Source organism: Isoptericola sp. S6320L, from assembly GCF_023015685.1.
Lineage (GTDB): Bacteria > Actinomycetota > Actinomycetes > Actinomycetales > Cellulomonadaceae > Isoptericola > Isoptericola halotolerans_A.
In genome coordinates this window covers 13,058-26,639 of the sequence record NZ_JALKAT010000026.1, presented here as the reverse complement: position 1 = coordinate 26,639, position 13,582 = coordinate 13,058, and the positions used below count along the sequence as shown (strand labels likewise).

The window sequence follows — 13,582 nt, the reverse complement described above, 5'->3', positions numbered from 1 at the left end:
ACACCCGCCCGGGGCAACGCATCTCGCGGACTGGGGATGGGTAGTTGTCCCCATCCAGGTCCCGGACGCTATCGCGCGAGACGCTCCACGACCGCCCCGTAGACCCCCGGCAGCCGCCGGGCCGCCGGCACCACGCCCCGCCGCAGCGGCGACGCCGCGGCGCTCACCAGCCCGGACGTCAGCAGCCGGTAGTCCCGCGTGGCCCGCCGCCACGCCCGCTCGTACCCGGGCGCGTCGTCCAGGTGGACGACGGCGGCCCGCGCCTGGGCGAACCCGACGCGCAGCCCCTCGCCCGTCAGCGCGTCGACGTACCCCGACGCGTCACCGACCAGGCGCACGCGCCCGGCCGTGCGCGCCGTGGTGCGCACGCGCAGCGGACCGGCGCCGCGCACGGGACCGTCCGGCACCGCCCCGGCGAGGCGCGTGGCGAGCTCGGGGATCGTCGCGAGCTCGACGTCGAAGTCCGCCCCCGGCGGGCCGAGCAGGGCGACACCCACCAGGCCGTCCGCCACGGGCGTCACGTACGCCTCGGCGCGCGGTCCCCAGTGGACCTCCACCAGGTCCGACCACGGCGCCACCCGGTAGTGCCGGCGCAGGCCGAAGCGACGGCCCGGGCCGCCCGTTCGTCCGCGCACGCCGCCGCGCGCGGCCTGCTCGAGCCCGACCTCGCGGCGCACCCGCGAGTGCAGGCCGTCGCACGCCAGCAGCCACGCGGCGCGCACGCCGCCCGCCGTGACGCCGTCGTCGTCCTGGGTCACCGACGTGACCCGGCCAGGCTCGACCGCGGCACCCGCCGCGAGCGCCGCCGTCTGCAGCGCCGCGTGCAGGGTCGTCCGGCGGACGCCCCGGCCGGGGCCGGACCGGAAGACGTGGTCGGCCACCCGCCCGTCCTGCCGGTAGGAGATCCCTCGCAGGTCCCGGCCCGGCGGGTCGACGCCGAGCCGCCGCGCCGCGGCGAGCGTGCCCGGCATGAGCCCTTCGCCGCACGCCTTGTCGACCGGGGCGGGGCGGGGTTCCAGGACGACGACGTCCAGCCCGGCGCGGCGCGCCTCGATCGCGGCGGCGAGGCCGACCGGTCCGCCGCCGACGACCAGGACGTCGACGTCGGGGCTCACCGCCGGCCCGGGTCCTGCGCCGGTTCCACCGCGGCCTCCAGCGCCCGCTCCTCGGCGGGGATCCGGAACCCGAGGAGCAGCCAGGCGTTCAGCACGGTGAAGCCGACGGCGGTGATCCACGCCGAGTGGACCAGCGGCAGCGCGATCCCCTCGAGGACCACCGCGACGTAGTTCGGGTGCGGGATCCACCGGTAGGGGCCGCGGCGCACGAGGGAGAGCCCCGGCACGACGATGACGCGGGTGTTCCACTGCGGGCCGAGCGTGCCGATGCACCACCAGCGCAGCCCCTGGCTCGCCAGGACCAGGACGAGCATCGGCCAGCCCAGCCACGGCAGGAACGGTCTGTCCAGCGCCACGACCTCGACGACGCACGCCACGAGGAGCCCCGTGTGCAGCAGGACCATCGGACCGAAGTGCCCGCGCCCGGACTCGACCCCGCCGCGCGCGAACGACCAGCGGGCGTGGCGGGCGGAGACGACGAGCTCGGCCAGCCGCTCGAACCCCGTCGCCAGCACGAGGACCGCGTACAGCACGACGCTCATGCCGACTCCCGCCCGCTCAGCAGCACCAGCTCGGCGGCGACACCCGGGCCGAACGCCATGAGGACGGCCCACTCCCCCGGCCGGGGCGCGCCGTCGTCCAGCGTCGCGGCGAGGACGTGCAGCACGGACGACGACGACAGGTTGCCCTCGGCGGCGAGCGTCGCCCGCGTGCGCGCGACGTCGCTCTCGGACAGCGCGAGGGCGTCACGGACCGCGTCCACCACCTTCGGGCCCCCGGCGTGCACGACCCACGTGCCGACGTCGTCCGCCGTGAGGTCGTGCGGGGCGAGGAGGTCCTTGACGTCTCCCGCCAGGTGGGCGCGCAGCAGCTCCGGCAGCTCCGGCGAGAGCACGATGCCGAACCCGGTGTCGCGCACGTCCCAGCCCAGGGCGCCGGCCGTGCCCGGGTAGAGGTGGCTGCGGCTGCCCATCACCTGGGCCGTCGGCCCGGTGCCGTGGCGGACGGCGTCGCCGCCGACGACGACGGCCGTGGCCCCGTCCCCGAACAGCCCCGACGAGACGAGGTTCGCCGTCGAGGTGTCGTCGCGCTGGAAGGTCAGCGAGCACAGCTCGACGGAGACCAGGAGGGCGACCTGCCGCGGGTGCCCGGCCAGGTACTCGTGCAGGTGGGCCAGCCCGGCCGCCCCGCCGGCGCACCCCAGGCCGAAGGACGGCACGCGCCGGACGTCGGGGCGCAACCCCAGGCGGTGCACCAGGGCCGCGTCGATCGACGGTGCGCCGAGCCCCGTCACCGACGTGAAGAAGACCAGGTCGACCTCGTCGGGGCGAACCCCTGCGGCCGCGAGCGCCGCCCGGCCCGCCTGCTCCGCCAGGTCGGTGCCGACCCGCACGAAGTGGGCGTTGGCGTCGCCGAACGAGGTCAGGTCCGCGTACTCGTCGATCGGCAGCGCCAGGTGGCGCGTGTCCACGCCCGAGGCGGCGTGCACCCGGTGCGCCAGCCTCCGGCGGCCGCCCTCGGGAGCGAGCAGCGGAACGATCGCCTCGGAGATCTGCTGCTGCGGGTAGACGTGCGGGGGAAGCGCGGGGGCGACGGCCAGCACACGGGACATGCAGGCATCGTGGCACCGCTGACGCCCCGACGCGCGGGGGACGGCCCGGACTCAGTCCCCGACGGCACCCGCCGCCAGCGCGGTGAGCAGGATCGACGAGTCCTCGAGCGCCTCCACCCGGTGCCGTACCGGCGGCACGACGACGAAGTCCCCGGGCGTCCCCTCCCACGACTCGTCCCCGGCGACCAGCCGCACGCGGCCGCGCAGGACCTGCACCGTGGCCTCGTCCGGGGAGTCGTGCTCGTTCATGTCGTGGCCGGCGGTCAGCACCGACACCACCTGGCGGAGCGCGTGGTCGTGGCCGCCGCGGACGGTGCGGGCGGCGCGCCCGTTCGTCTGCCGGGCCGTCGTCATGAGCTCGTCGGTCAGGGCGGACAGGGACAGCGACTCCATGGCGGGCTCCGGTCGGTCGACGTCGAGGGACGCCCTCATGCTGCCACCGGGCCTCGGGTCGTGCCCAGGTGCGAGCGGCACTAGGTTCGCGTCATGTCCGACGCCGGGAAGCTCGCGCGCGGGATGCTGGCTGCCACGCACCCCGCCCCGGCCGCGATGGTCACGCTGTTCGCCCTGGCGCTGGCGCTGCGCGTCGATCCGGAGGCAGGCCGGGCGTTGCTGGTCACGGTGACCGTCGGGGCCGGTCAGCTCTCCATCGGCTGGAGCAACGACTGGCTCGACGCCGCCCGCGACCGCCAGGTCGGTCGCCTCGACAAGCCGACCGTGCGCGGGGCCGTCACCGCGGCCACGCTGCGCACGGGCGCGTTCGTCGCCGCGGCGGTGAGCGTGGTGCTGGGCTTCGCCGCCGGGGCGGGCGCCGGGCTGGCGAACCTCGGCGTCGTCCTCGGCGGGTGGACCTACAACCTGTGGTTCAAGCGGACGGCCTTGTCGTGGCTGCCCTACGCCGTCGCGTTCGGCCTGCTGCCCGTGTTCGTCGTGGCGGCGGCGGGTGACGGACGGAGCGCGCCCGGGTGGATGGTGCTCGCCGGTGCCCTGCTCGGTGTGGGTGCGCACGTCGCCAACGTCCTGCCCGACCTCGAGGACGACCGCGCCACCGGGGTCCACGGCCTGCCGCACCGGCTGGGACGGCGCGGTGCCAGCGTGGTCGCACCGCTCGTGCTCGCCGCGGGCTGCCTGGTGACGATGACCGGCCCGCCGGGCGGGCCCTCGGCCGCGACCGTCGGGCTCACCGCGGTCGCAGGCCTGCTCGCCGTCGCCGCCGGCGCCCTGGGTCTGCTGCGTCCGCGCAGCCGGGCGCCGTTCCTGCTCAGCATGGCCGTCGCCGCCCTGTGCGTGGTGCAGATCGTCGTCGCGGGCGCCGCGGTGACCGGCTGAGCAACGATCCTCAGCGCGCCTCGGCGGCCGAGGCCGTCCCGCTCAGCTCCGCGACGGCACGGCTGATGTCCGTGCCCACGGTCCCGGCCGTCGCACGCAGCGGCCGGTAGGCGGGGACGAACACGACCGCCGCCAGTCCGTCGTGCGCCCACACCGCGGGGACCTCGCGCCCGCCGTAGACGGCGGGACCGTCGGTGACGCCGTCGGGCGTGCGCTGCACCACCCAGCGGGGTGCGTCGTCCCGGCGCCCCCACACCTCGAGCTCGGTCGGGGTGACGACCACGGCGACGGGGCTGCCGCCCATGGTCATCCACCCGCGCGCCGTCGCACCCTGGTGGCGCGCGATGTCCGGCATCTCCGCCGTGGTGAAGCCCGGCACCACGACGCTGCCCGGACGGTGCCGCGCGGCGTGGCGGGCGCACGCGGTGACCCGGCGGACGACCACCAGCAGCGTCACGGCGACGATGGCCAGGACGACGAGCAGCGCGATCCACACGGTGGCGGCCTCGGTGTCGCCGCTGCGCAGGTCCAGGACGAGCCGCAGCGCCGACACGACGGCGATCACCAGCAGGACGGTGACGTAAGTGACGCGCTTGTTCCGGGCGTTCACGAGACAGGGCCTCTCCGTCGACGGCAGGACGGGCACGGACACTACCGCAGCGGCGTTCCCGCCCGGAGCAGACCTGTGGACGGCCCGCCCGGCCCGCGCCCGGCTCCCCTACGATCCTCGCGTGCCGACCCTTGCCGAACGCGCCGCGCTCGAGGTGGCGCCGTTCCGGCGTCGCATCGCCGTCGGCGGCGTGCTCGCCGTGGTGTGGGCGGTCTGGGCGAGCGGTCCCGGCTGGTCGACGCCGGCGCTCGCCGTGGCGGCGGTCGCGGGCATCGCGCTCGGCGTCGTGGATGCGGCGACCCACCGCCTGCCGGACGCCGTCACCTACCCGACCACCGCCGTCGTCGGCCTCCTCCTCGCGGGTGCCGCGCTGGCCGGGGACGCCGGGGACGCCGGGCTGCGGGCCCTGGCCGGTGCCCTCTGCCTCGGCGGGGGTTACCTGCTGCTGCACCTGGCCAGCCCGTCCGGGCTCGGCCTCGGGGACGTCAAGCTCGCGGTACTGCTGGGCCTGGTGAGCGGCTGGTACGGCTGGCCCGTGCTGTGGGCCACGGCGGTGCTGCCGTTCCTGCTCGGGGGCGTGGCCGCCCTGGTGCTCATCGGCGCCCGGCGGGCGACCCGCCGGACGGCCATCGCGTTCGGCCCCTGCATGCTGGCGGGGACGGCGCTGGCGCTCACGGCCGCTCGGCTCGCTGCCGCCTGACCGTTCGACGGCTCCACCGTTCGACGGCTCCACCGTTCGACGGGCAGAAACCGCCCGCAGCGGCGAGGCTGGACCTGACCCCGACCGATGCTCGGGGCTACAATGACGTCCCTGAATACTGCCTTGGTATGACCTGAATGTTATCTGGGCAGATGCTGAGTACGGAGCATACCGTGGGTCTGCCGGGTACTCCGCCCGGCACCTGACGGAAGGAAGCTCCATGAGACGAACGACCTTCAGGACGCTCGCCACCACCACGGCGACGCTCACCCTCGCGGCCACGGCGTTCACCGCCCAGGCCGCGAGCCCGACCCCCGACGCCGAGGAACCGCTCGGCGAGGCGGACCTGGCGGAGAAGTACCCCGTCGAGCTGCTCGAGGCCATGCAGGACGACCTCGACGTGACCGAGGACCGCGCCGTCGAGCGCCTGGACTTCCAGGCCGACGCCTCGGACACGCTCGACGAGCTCGACGCCGCCCTCGGCGACGACTTCGCGGGAATGTGGATCGACGCCGAGGACGACGTCGTCTACGCGGCCGTCACCGACACGTCCCAGGTCCCGACGGTCCGCCGGGCCGGCGCCCGGGCCGTCACCGCGCGGTACTCGCTGGAGGACCTCGAGCAGTGGCAGTCGTCCCTGACCGCCCCGCTGTCCGACGTCGAGGGCGTGCCCGGCACCTACGTCGACCTCGCGGAGAACACGATCGTGGTCCAGGTGCACCGCGGGTCCCGCGGCGAGGCCCGCCAGGCGGCGAGGGCGGCCGGGGTCCCCCAGCGGGCGGTCACCTTCGAGCGCACCACCGAGGAGCCGCGGACCTACCAGGACGTCGTCGGCGGCAACGCCTACTACATCGGCGGCGGGTCACGGTGCTCCGTCGGCTTCGCCGTCACCACCGGGTTCGTCACGGCCGGGCACTGCGGCTCCACGGGGGCGACGACGTCCCAGCCGAGCGGCACGTTCGCCGGGTCGGTCTTCCCCGGCAGCGACATGGCGCACGTGCGCACCGCGGCCGGGAACACACCCGTCGGCGCGGTGAACGACTACGCCGGTGGCGTCGTCGCGGTCGCCGGCTCCGCCCAGGCCCCGGTCGGCTCGCAGGTGTGCCGCTCCGGGTCCACCACCGGCTGGCACTGCGGCACCATCCAGGCCTACAACGCGACCGTGACCTACCCGCAGGGCAGCGTGAACGGGCTGATCCGCACCACCGTCTGCGCCGAGCCCGGCGACTCGGGCGGCTCCCTGCTCGCCGGCGACCAGGCGCAGGGCGTCACCTCCGGGGGGTCCGGCAACTGCAGCTCCGGCGGCACGACCTTCTTCCAGCCGGTCAACCCCATCCTCAACCGGTACGACCTGACCCTCGTGACCAACGGCGGTGGCGGGGGCGGCGGCGAGGACCCGTCCTGCACCGGCACCTCCTACTCGAGCGACGGCTCGCTGAGCCAGGGCGGCCAGGCCGTGCACCCGGACGGCAGCTACTGGAACCAGAGCGGCTCGGCACAGATCGCCGCGTGCGTCGAGGGTCCCTCGAGCGGCGACTTCGACGTCTACCTGCAGCGCTGGACCGGGAGCAGCTGGTCCACCGTGGCGCAGGGCACCACGACGTCGAGCCTGGACTCGCTGACGTACTCGGCGTCGTCGGGCTACTACCGCGTCGTGGTCCACGCCTACTCGGGCTCGGGTGCTTACACGACGGGCATCACGGTGTCGTGACGCCCGGACCCGCTCCCGACCGCACGTGACCCGTCGGCCGGGGACGGCGCGGGCGCGAGGACGGCACGTCCTCGCGTCCGCGCCGGTGGGTCAGGCGGCCCGGTCGGCCAGTGCGGTCGCCAGGTCGCCGAACGCCTGCTTCACCGGGCCGTCGGGCAGCGGCGCCAGCTCGGCGGCCGCCTCCCGCGCCCACCGCACCGCGAGCTCTCGCGTCTCGGCGAGCACGCTGTGCTCGCGCAGGTCCGCCACGACGGCGGCCAGCGCCGCGTCGTCGGACAGGTCCCCGTCGAGGCGGGCCAGCAGCGCGGTGTCCGACGGCGAGGCCTCCCCGCGCTCGACGCGGCGGCGCAGCAGCAGCACGGGCATGGTGGGCACGTGCTCGCGCAGGTCGGTCCCGGGCGTCTTGCCGGACTCGGTCCCCGAGGAGGCGATGTCCAGCACGTCGTCCGCGAGCTGGAAGGCGGTGCCCACCTTCTCGCCGTACCCGGTGACCGCCTCGACGATCTCGTCGGGGCACCCGCCGAACATCGCACCCAGGCGCGCCGACGTGGCGAGCAACGACGCCGTCTTGTCGCTGAGCACCTGCAGGTAGTGGTCGACGGGGTCGTCCCCGGCGGCCGGCCCGGTGGTCTCGTGGAGCTGGCCGAGGCACATCCGCTCGAAGGTGTGCGACTGCAGCACCACGGCCTCCGGCCCGAGCCCGGCGACGAGCGCCGACGCCCGGGCGAACAGCAGGTCCCCGACGAGGATCGCGATCGAGTTGCCCCACACGGTGTGCGCCGCCGGAGCCCCCCGGCGCACGGGGGCGGAGTCCATCACGTCGTCGTGGTACAGCGAGGCGACCTGCGTCAGCTCGACGACGACGGCCGCGTCGACGAGGCGCGGGTCCTCGCCGTCGCCCAGCTCGCCGGCGAGCAGCGTGAGCAGCGGGCGGAACCGCTTGCCGCCGGCCGCGATGAGGTGCCGCGACGCGTCGTCGGCCAGCCGGTCCGTGGAGGCCACCGCCTCGGCCAGGACGGCATCGACCCGTGCGAGCCGGCCCGCGAGCCGGTCGGCCAGCTCGGGGTCGCTCACGGGGATGGCGGTCGGCAGCGTGGCAGAAGCGCCGGCCGAGGCATCAGAAGCACGGGTCACGGTCCGAACCTATCTGGCCGGACCGGCCCGCAGCGAACCGGGAGTCACGGCTGCAGCGGGCGGAACGTCGCCGCCTGAGCCGCCCAGTCGAGGGCGACCTGCGGCACGACCCCGAGCAGCACGACCCCGACCGCGCACAGCACGATCGCCACCGTCGCCGGCCCCCGGGAGGCGACCACCACCACGGAGGCCCGGGCGAGGGTGGCCCGCGCGGCGGTGAGCGTGCCCGTCGCCGGCGCGGCGTCGTCGGCCGGCGCGGCGTCGTCGGCCCGCGATGTCCCGGCGGCAGCAGGTTCGGCGCCGTCCTCGACGTGCTCGGCGTGCTCGGACTCCTCGGTGGGGGGCGTGAGCACCATGAGCACGATGAGCCGCACGTAGAAGAACACCGCGACGGCCGAGGCGAGCACGCCGAGCACGGCCAGCGGCCAGGCGCCGGCCGCCACGGCCGCCGAGAACACGCCGAACTTCGCGATGAACCCCGCCGTGAGCGGGATGCCGGCCATCGACAGCAGGAACAGCGAGAACGCGGCCGCGAGCCACGGCGAGCGACGGGCGAGCCCGGCCCACTGCGACAGGTGGGTCGCCTCCCCGAGGACCACGCCGTCGGCGTCCTGCTCGCGCACGAGGGTCGCCACCGCGAAGGCTCCGAGCGTGGCCAGCCCGTAGGCGAGGACGTAGAAGAGCACCGCGCCGGCGCCGGTCTCGGAGAAGCCTACGAACGCGACCGCGAGGAACCCGGCGTGCGCGATCGACGAGTACGCGAGCATCCGCTTGACGTCGGTCTGGACGGCACCGGCGACGGTGCCGATCAACATCGTGAGGATCGCCACGGCCCACAGCCCGACCTCGAGATCGCGTCGCAGGGGCTCGTCCAGCCCGGCGGCCAGGGTGAAGACCACCCGCACCAGCGCGCCGACGGCGGCCGCCTTGACGCAGGCCGCCATGTAGCCGGTGATCGGGGTGGGCGCACCCTGGTAGACGTCCGGCGTCCACGTGTGGAACGGGGCCGCCCCGATCTTGAACAGCAGACCCACCGTGATGAGGAGCACCCCGGCGATCACCAGGGACGGCATCATCTCGAGCACCTGGCTCTCGGGGTGCACCAGCACGAAGAGCGCACCCTCGAGGCTCACCGTGCCCGCGAACCCGTAGACCAGCGCGATGCCGAAAAGCATGATCGCGCTCGCGAACGACCCGAGCAGGAAGTACTTGAACGCCGCCTCCTGGCTCAGCAGCCGGCGGCGGCGGGCCGTGGCGCACAGCACGTACAGCGGCAGGGACAGCACCTCGAGGGCGATGAACAGCACGATGAGGTTGTCCGTGGCGGGGAAGAGCAGCATGCCACCGGTGGCGAAGAGCACCAGCGGGTAGATCTCCGTCTGCTGCAGCCCGGCCTCCCGCGCGGCGTCCTCGTAGGTGGTGCCGGGCACGGCCGCGGCCGTGGGGGCGAACGCGTCCTGGCCGGTGCGCGTCCGGTCGGCGATCACCAGCACGCCGAGCACGGCGAGCACGGCCACCACGGCCTGGATGCCCAGCGTGAACGGGGTCAGCAGGAACGTGCCGTCGACGACGAACGCGTACCCCTCGGTGGTCACGCGGTCCCACAGCAGCACCACCGACACGAGCGAGCCGGTGAGCGCCGCCAGCGTGAGCACGATCTGCGTGGTGCGGCGGCCCCGGTCGGGCACGAACGCCTCGATCAGCACGCCGACCACGCCGGCGGCCAGCACCACGAGGACGGGGGTCAGGACGGCCCAGTCGATGACAGGTGCCTCGAACTCGATCACTGGTCGCTCCCCTCGAGGGCCCCGAGCACGGGCTCGGGATCGGTCTCACCCACGTGCTCCACGGAGACGCCCGCGGGCTCGCGCACGTAGTCCAGCGCCGGTCCGGGCATCAGCCCCAGCACCACCAGCGCGGCCACCAGCACCCCGGCGACCGTCTTCTCGCGGACGTCCAGGTCCTTCGCCCCGACGACGTCGGCCCCCACCGCGCCGGTGAACATGCGCTGGTAGGTCAGCAGCACGTAGACGGCGGCGAGCACGACGGCAGGGACCGCCACCAGCACCGGGACGGGCCACCGGGCGAACGCGCCGAGGAAGACCATGATCTCCGAGACGAACGTGGCCAGCCCCGGCAGGGCGAGCGCCGAGAGGCCCGCCACGAGGAACGTCCCGCCCAGCACCGGTGCGACCTTGCGCATCCCGCCGTAGTCTGCGATCTGCTGGCTGCGCCGCGGGTGCCGGACGATCGCGAAACCGGCCAGGAGGAACAGCGCGCCGGTGGAGATGCCGTGGTTGAGCATCATGAAGCTGGAGCCCGCGATCCCGAGCGACGTGAAGGTGAAGATCCCCAGGATGATGAACCCGAAGTGCGACACCGAGGTGTAGCCGATCAGCCGCAGCACGTCGGTCTGGCCGATCGCGAGGATCGCGCCGTACAGGATCGAGATCACGGCGAGCACGATGATCGCCGGTGCCGCCCACCGGCTCGCCGCCGGGAAGATCGGCAGGCAGAGCGTCAGCATCCCGAAGGTGCCCACCTTGTCGAGCACGCAGATGAGCAGCGTCGACGTGCCCGGGGTGGCGTTCTGCGTCACGTCCGGCAGCCAGGTGTGCACGGGGAACATCGGCGCCTTGATCGCGAACGCCAGGAAGAAGGCGCAGAACATGAGCCGCTCGGCGGTCGGGTCGAGCGCCAGACCGGTGAGGTTGTCCGTGAGGAACGCGTCCTCGGGGCGCAGCCCCGTGGCCGGGTCGACCGGCACCTGGAGGTACAGCGCGACCACGGCGGCCAGCATCACGAGCCCGCCCGCCAGCGAGAACAGCAGGAACTTCACCGCCGCGTACCGGCGCTGCGCCCCCTGCCCGAACCCGCCCACGAGGAAGTAGGCCGGGATCAGCATGGCCTCGAAGACCACGTAGAACAGGAACACGTCACGCGCCGTGAACACCACGACCATGAAGGACAGCAGCACCAGCACCGTGGCGAGGTAGCGCCGCAGCCGGACGTGGTCACCGCCCTGCTCGTGCCACGCGGCGAGGATCACCAGCGGCACCAGCCCCACGCTGAGCGCCACGAGCAGCAAGGACACCCCGTCGACGCCGACGGCGTAGCTCGCCCCCAGCGCCGGGATCCACGCGTACGTCTCGGTCAGCTGGTGGGTGCCCGCCGCCGAGGTGTCGAAGGCGAGGAACGCCCCCACCAGCAGCGCCACCTCGACCAGCGCGCCCACCAGCGCCACCGTGCGGGCCGTGCCGGCGCTGAACGCGCCGCCTCCGCTCGCGGCACCCGACGCCGGGCGCCCGCGCCCCACGCCGGTCAGCACCGTCGCCGCCGCCGCGACCAGCGGCCACACCACGAGGGCAGTCACCCAGGGAAAGCCGGACATCATCATCCCTTCCACGCCTCAGCTCGCCCCCTGGCCGGAGACCAGCCAGATCACGAGCACGATCACGCCCAGACCACCCAGGGTCATCGCGGCGTACTGCCGGACGTACCCGGACTGCATGCTTCGCAGCCGCCCGCCCAGGCGTCCCACGCCCCCGGCCAGACCCAGCCACCCGGCGTCGACCGCCGTGCGGTCCGCGAAGACCAGCGACCGCGTCAGCACCCTGCCCGGCAGCATCACGAGCCCTTCGTTGACGTCGTCCTGGTGCAGGTCCACCCGAGCCGCACGCACCAGCGCCGGGGCCGGTGGCGGCGTCGTCGGCACCCGCCGCACGGCGTACTGCACGAACGCGAGGGCCGCGCCGAGGACCACGAGGACGAGCGTCAGGGTCACGATCAGCCAGATCGGCAGGACCGGCTCGTGGTGCTCGGCGTGCCCCGTCACCGGCTCGAGCCAGTGCACGAACCGGTCGCCGGCGTTGAGCACGAAGCCGAGCCCGACCGACCCGATCGCGAGCACGATCATCGGCAGCGTCATGAGCCACGGGGACTCGTGCGGGTGCCGCACGGGGGCCTCGTCGCCGTCCGCACCGTCGCGCCCCGCACCGCCCGCGAGCTCGGTGACCCACCGCCGTCGGCCCATGAACGTCATGAAGAACAGCCGCGACATGTAGTAGGCGGTGATCCCGGCGCCCACCAGGGCGACCGTCCCGAACACCCACGGCCGCCAGCCCTCGCCCACGAACGCGACCTCGATGATCTTGTCCTTGGAGTAGAAGCCGGAGAACGGCGGGACGCCGAGGATCGCCAGCCAGCCGAGGCCCATCGTGATCGCGGTGACCGGCAGCAGCCGGGCCAGGCCGCCGAACCGGCGCATGTTCACGTCGTCGTCCATCGCGTGCATGACCGAGCCCGCCCCGAGGAACAGGCCCGCCTTGAAGAAGCCGTGCGTCAGCAGGTGGAAGATCGCGAACGCGTACCCGACGGGGCCGAGGCCCGCAGCGAGCATCATGTAGCCGATCTGGGACATCGTCGAGGCGGCCAGCGCCTTCTTGATGTCGTCCTTGGCGCAGCCGACGACCGCCCCGAACAGCAGGGTCAGAGCACCCACGACCGCGATGACGAGCTGGGCGTCCGGCGCCGCCTCCAGCAGCGGTCCCGAGCGGACCAGGAGGTAGACGCCCGCGGTCACCATCGTGGCGGCGTGGATGAGGGCGGAGACCGGCGTCGGGCCGGCCATCGCGTCGCCGAGCCACGCCTGCAGCGGCAGCTGGGCAGACTTGCCGCAGGCCGCCAGCAGGAGCAGCAGGCCGATCGCCGTCGTCGTGCCCTGGTCCGCCGCGTCGGCCGAGCCGAGCACCGTGGCGAAGTCCACCCCGCCGAACGTCGCGAGCATGAGCATCATCGCCGCGATGAGGCCCATGTCCCCCACGCGGTTCATGACGAACGCCTTCTTGCCCGCCACCGCGTTGGGCAGGTGGTGGTCCCAGAACCCGATGAGCAGGAACGAGGCCAGGCCCACGCCCTCCCAGCCGACGAACAGCAGCAGGTAGGAGTCCGCGAGCACGAGCAGCAGCATCGCGGCCACGAACAGGTTGAGGTACGCGAAGAACCGGCGGCGGTCGCGGTCGTGGGACATGTACGCCACGGAGTACAGGTGGATCAGCGAGCCGACGAAGGTGATCAGCATGACGAACGTCATCGACAGCGGGTCCACCTGGAACCCGAGGTCCACCTGCAGCGGGCCGACGTCGATCCAGCTCGCCGTGGTGTGGACGCCCACCCGGTCCTCGGCGGCCACGCCGAGCATGTCGAGCAGGATCACGAGGCCGATCACGAACGTCGCCGTCGAGGCCAGCACGCCGAGCCAGTGCCCCCAGCGGTCGCTGAGCCGGCCGACCAGGAGCAGCAGCGCCGCTCCGACGAGCGGCGTGGCGACCAACCAGGGCGCGAGCGAAAGAGTCTGCATCATCGAAGTCGT

Annotated in this window: 12 protein-coding genes and 1 pseudogene; 3 read left to right on the top strand and 10 right to left on the bottom strand. The window is 74.1% G+C overall.

Annotated elements, in window-relative coordinates:
* Positions 1 to 68 precede the first annotated feature (68 nt).
* The 5 genes and pseudogenes from MWU57_RS13450 to MWU57_RS13435 form a co-directional block, all read right to left on the bottom strand.
* On the bottom strand, positions 69 to 1,115 hold the full coding sequence (locus tag MWU57_RS13450; protein ID WP_246909694.1) for an FAD-dependent oxidoreductase: 1,047 nt from the start codon (positions 1,113 to 1,115) through the stop codon (positions 69 to 71).
* Complete coding sequence (locus MWU57_RS13445; RefSeq protein ID WP_246909691.1) at positions 1,112 to 1,657, bottom strand: isoprenylcysteine carboxyl methyltransferase family protein; 546 nt, start codon at positions 1,655 to 1,657, stop codon at positions 1,112 to 1,114. The genes MWU57_RS13450 and MWU57_RS13445 overlap by 4 nt, the downstream gene beginning before the upstream one ends.
* Entirely contained in the window at positions 1,654 to 2,088 is a 435-nt protein-coding gene (locus MWU57_RS18465; RefSeq protein WP_308221180.1) for a 3-oxoacyl-[acyl-carrier-protein] synthase III C-terminal domain-containing protein, read from the bottom strand. Before MWU57_RS18465 ends, MWU57_RS13445 begins: the two co-directional genes overlap by 4 nt.
* Positions 2,089 to 2,136: 48 nt before the next feature.
* Positions 2,137 to 2,736, bottom strand: a pseudogene (locus MWU57_RS18460) (type III polyketide synthase); the annotation flags it as partial.
* 42 nt (positions 2,737 to 2,778) lie between these two features.
* Positions 2,779 to 3,159 (bottom strand): cupin domain-containing protein, encoded by a 381-nt coding sequence (locus MWU57_RS13435; protein ID WP_243400813.1) that lies wholly within the window; start codon positions 3,157 to 3,159, stop codon positions 2,779 to 2,781.
* Positions 3,160 to 3,213: 54 nt separating this feature from the next.
* Here MWU57_RS13435 and MWU57_RS13430 point away from each other — a divergent pair, with 54 nt between their 5' ends.
* Positions 3,214 to 4,056 (top strand): UbiA family prenyltransferase, encoded by an 843-nt coding sequence (locus MWU57_RS13430; RefSeq protein ID WP_246909688.1) that lies wholly within the window; start codon positions 3,214 to 3,216, stop codon positions 4,054 to 4,056.
* A 10-nt stretch (positions 4,057 to 4,066) separates the two neighbouring features.
* Here the strand turns inward: MWU57_RS13430 and MWU57_RS13425 are convergent, their stop codons facing one another.
* On the bottom strand, positions 4,067 to 4,666 hold the full coding sequence (locus MWU57_RS13425; RefSeq protein WP_246909687.1) for a hypothetical protein: 600 nt from the start codon (positions 4,664 to 4,666) through the stop codon (positions 4,067 to 4,069).
* A gap of 121 nt (positions 4,667 to 4,787) precedes the next feature.
* On the opposite strand from MWU57_RS13425, the gene MWU57_RS13420 reads away from it, so the two are divergent.
* Together MWU57_RS13420 and MWU57_RS13415 are read left to right on the top strand one after the other, a co-directional pair.
* Positions 4,788 to 5,366 carry an A24 family peptidase gene (locus MWU57_RS13420; RefSeq protein WP_246909686.1) on the top strand — a complete coding sequence of 193 codons (579 nt, stop codon included), beginning with the start codon at positions 4,788 to 4,790 and terminating at the stop codon, positions 5,364 to 5,366.
* A 220-nt stretch (positions 5,367 to 5,586) separates the two neighbouring features.
* On the top strand, positions 5,587 to 7,077 hold the full coding sequence (locus tag MWU57_RS13415; protein ID WP_246909685.1) for a S1 family peptidase: 1,491 nt from the start codon (positions 5,587 to 5,589) through the stop codon (positions 7,075 to 7,077).
* A 90-nt stretch (positions 7,078 to 7,167) separates the two neighbouring features.
* Here MWU57_RS13415 and MWU57_RS13410 read toward each other — a convergent pair whose 3' ends face one another.
* The 4 genes from MWU57_RS13410 to nuoL are packed head-to-tail and all read right to left on the bottom strand — an operon-like array spanning position 7,168 to position 13,570.
* The gene (locus MWU57_RS13410) at positions 7,168 to 8,211 is read right to left on the bottom strand and encodes a polyprenyl synthetase family protein (protein WP_106265031.1); all 1,044 of its coding nucleotides are present in this window, start codon (positions 8,209 to 8,211) and stop codon (positions 7,168 to 7,170) included.
* A 44-nt stretch (positions 8,212 to 8,255) separates the two neighbouring features.
* Complete coding sequence (gene nuoN / locus MWU57_RS13405) at positions 8,256 to 9,998, bottom strand: NADH-quinone oxidoreductase subunit NuoN (RefSeq protein ID WP_246909684.1); 1,743 nt, start codon at positions 9,996 to 9,998, stop codon at positions 8,256 to 8,258.
* Positions 9,995 to 11,605 carry an NADH-quinone oxidoreductase subunit M gene (locus MWU57_RS13400; protein ID WP_246909683.1) on the bottom strand — a complete coding sequence of 537 codons (1,611 nt, stop codon included), beginning with the start codon at positions 11,603 to 11,605 and terminating at the stop codon, positions 9,995 to 9,997. Before MWU57_RS13400 ends, nuoN begins: the two co-directional genes overlap by 4 nt.
* A gap of 15 nt (positions 11,606 to 11,620) precedes the next feature.
* Complete coding sequence (gene nuoL / locus MWU57_RS13395) at positions 11,621 to 13,570, bottom strand: NADH-quinone oxidoreductase subunit L (RefSeq protein WP_246909717.1); 1,950 nt, start codon at positions 13,568 to 13,570, stop codon at positions 11,621 to 11,623.
* Positions 13,571 to 13,582: the final 12 nt, after the last annotated feature.

Excerpts from the sequence above, each read along its gene's own strand:
- MWU57_RS13400 (WP_246909683.1), bottom strand. The coding sequence starts at position 11,605 with ATGATGTCCGGCTTTCCCTGGGTGACTGCCCTCGTGGTGTGGCCGCTG.
- MWU57_RS18465 (WP_308221180.1), bottom strand. The coding sequence starts at position 2,088 with ATGGGCAGCCGCAGCCACCTCTACCCGGGCACGGCCGGCGCCCTGGGC.
- MWU57_RS13435 (WP_243400813.1), bottom strand. The coding sequence starts at position 3,159 with ATGAGGGCGTCCCTCGACGTCGACCGACCGGAGCCCGCCATGGAGTCG.
- MWU57_RS13445 (WP_246909691.1), bottom strand. The coding sequence starts at position 1,657 with ATGAGCGTCGTGCTGTACGCGGTCCTCGTGCTGGCGACGGGGTTCGAG.
- nuoL (WP_246909717.1), bottom strand. The coding sequence starts at position 13,570 with ATGCAGACTCTTTCGCTCGCGCCCTGGTTGGTCGCCACGCCGCTCGTC.
- MWU57_RS13430 (WP_246909688.1), top strand. The coding sequence starts at position 3,214 with ATGTCCGACGCCGGGAAGCTCGCGCGCGGGATGCTGGCTGCCACGCAC.
- MWU57_RS13415 (WP_246909685.1), top strand. The coding sequence starts at position 5,587 with ATGAGACGAACGACCTTCAGGACGCTCGCCACCACCACGGCGACGCTC.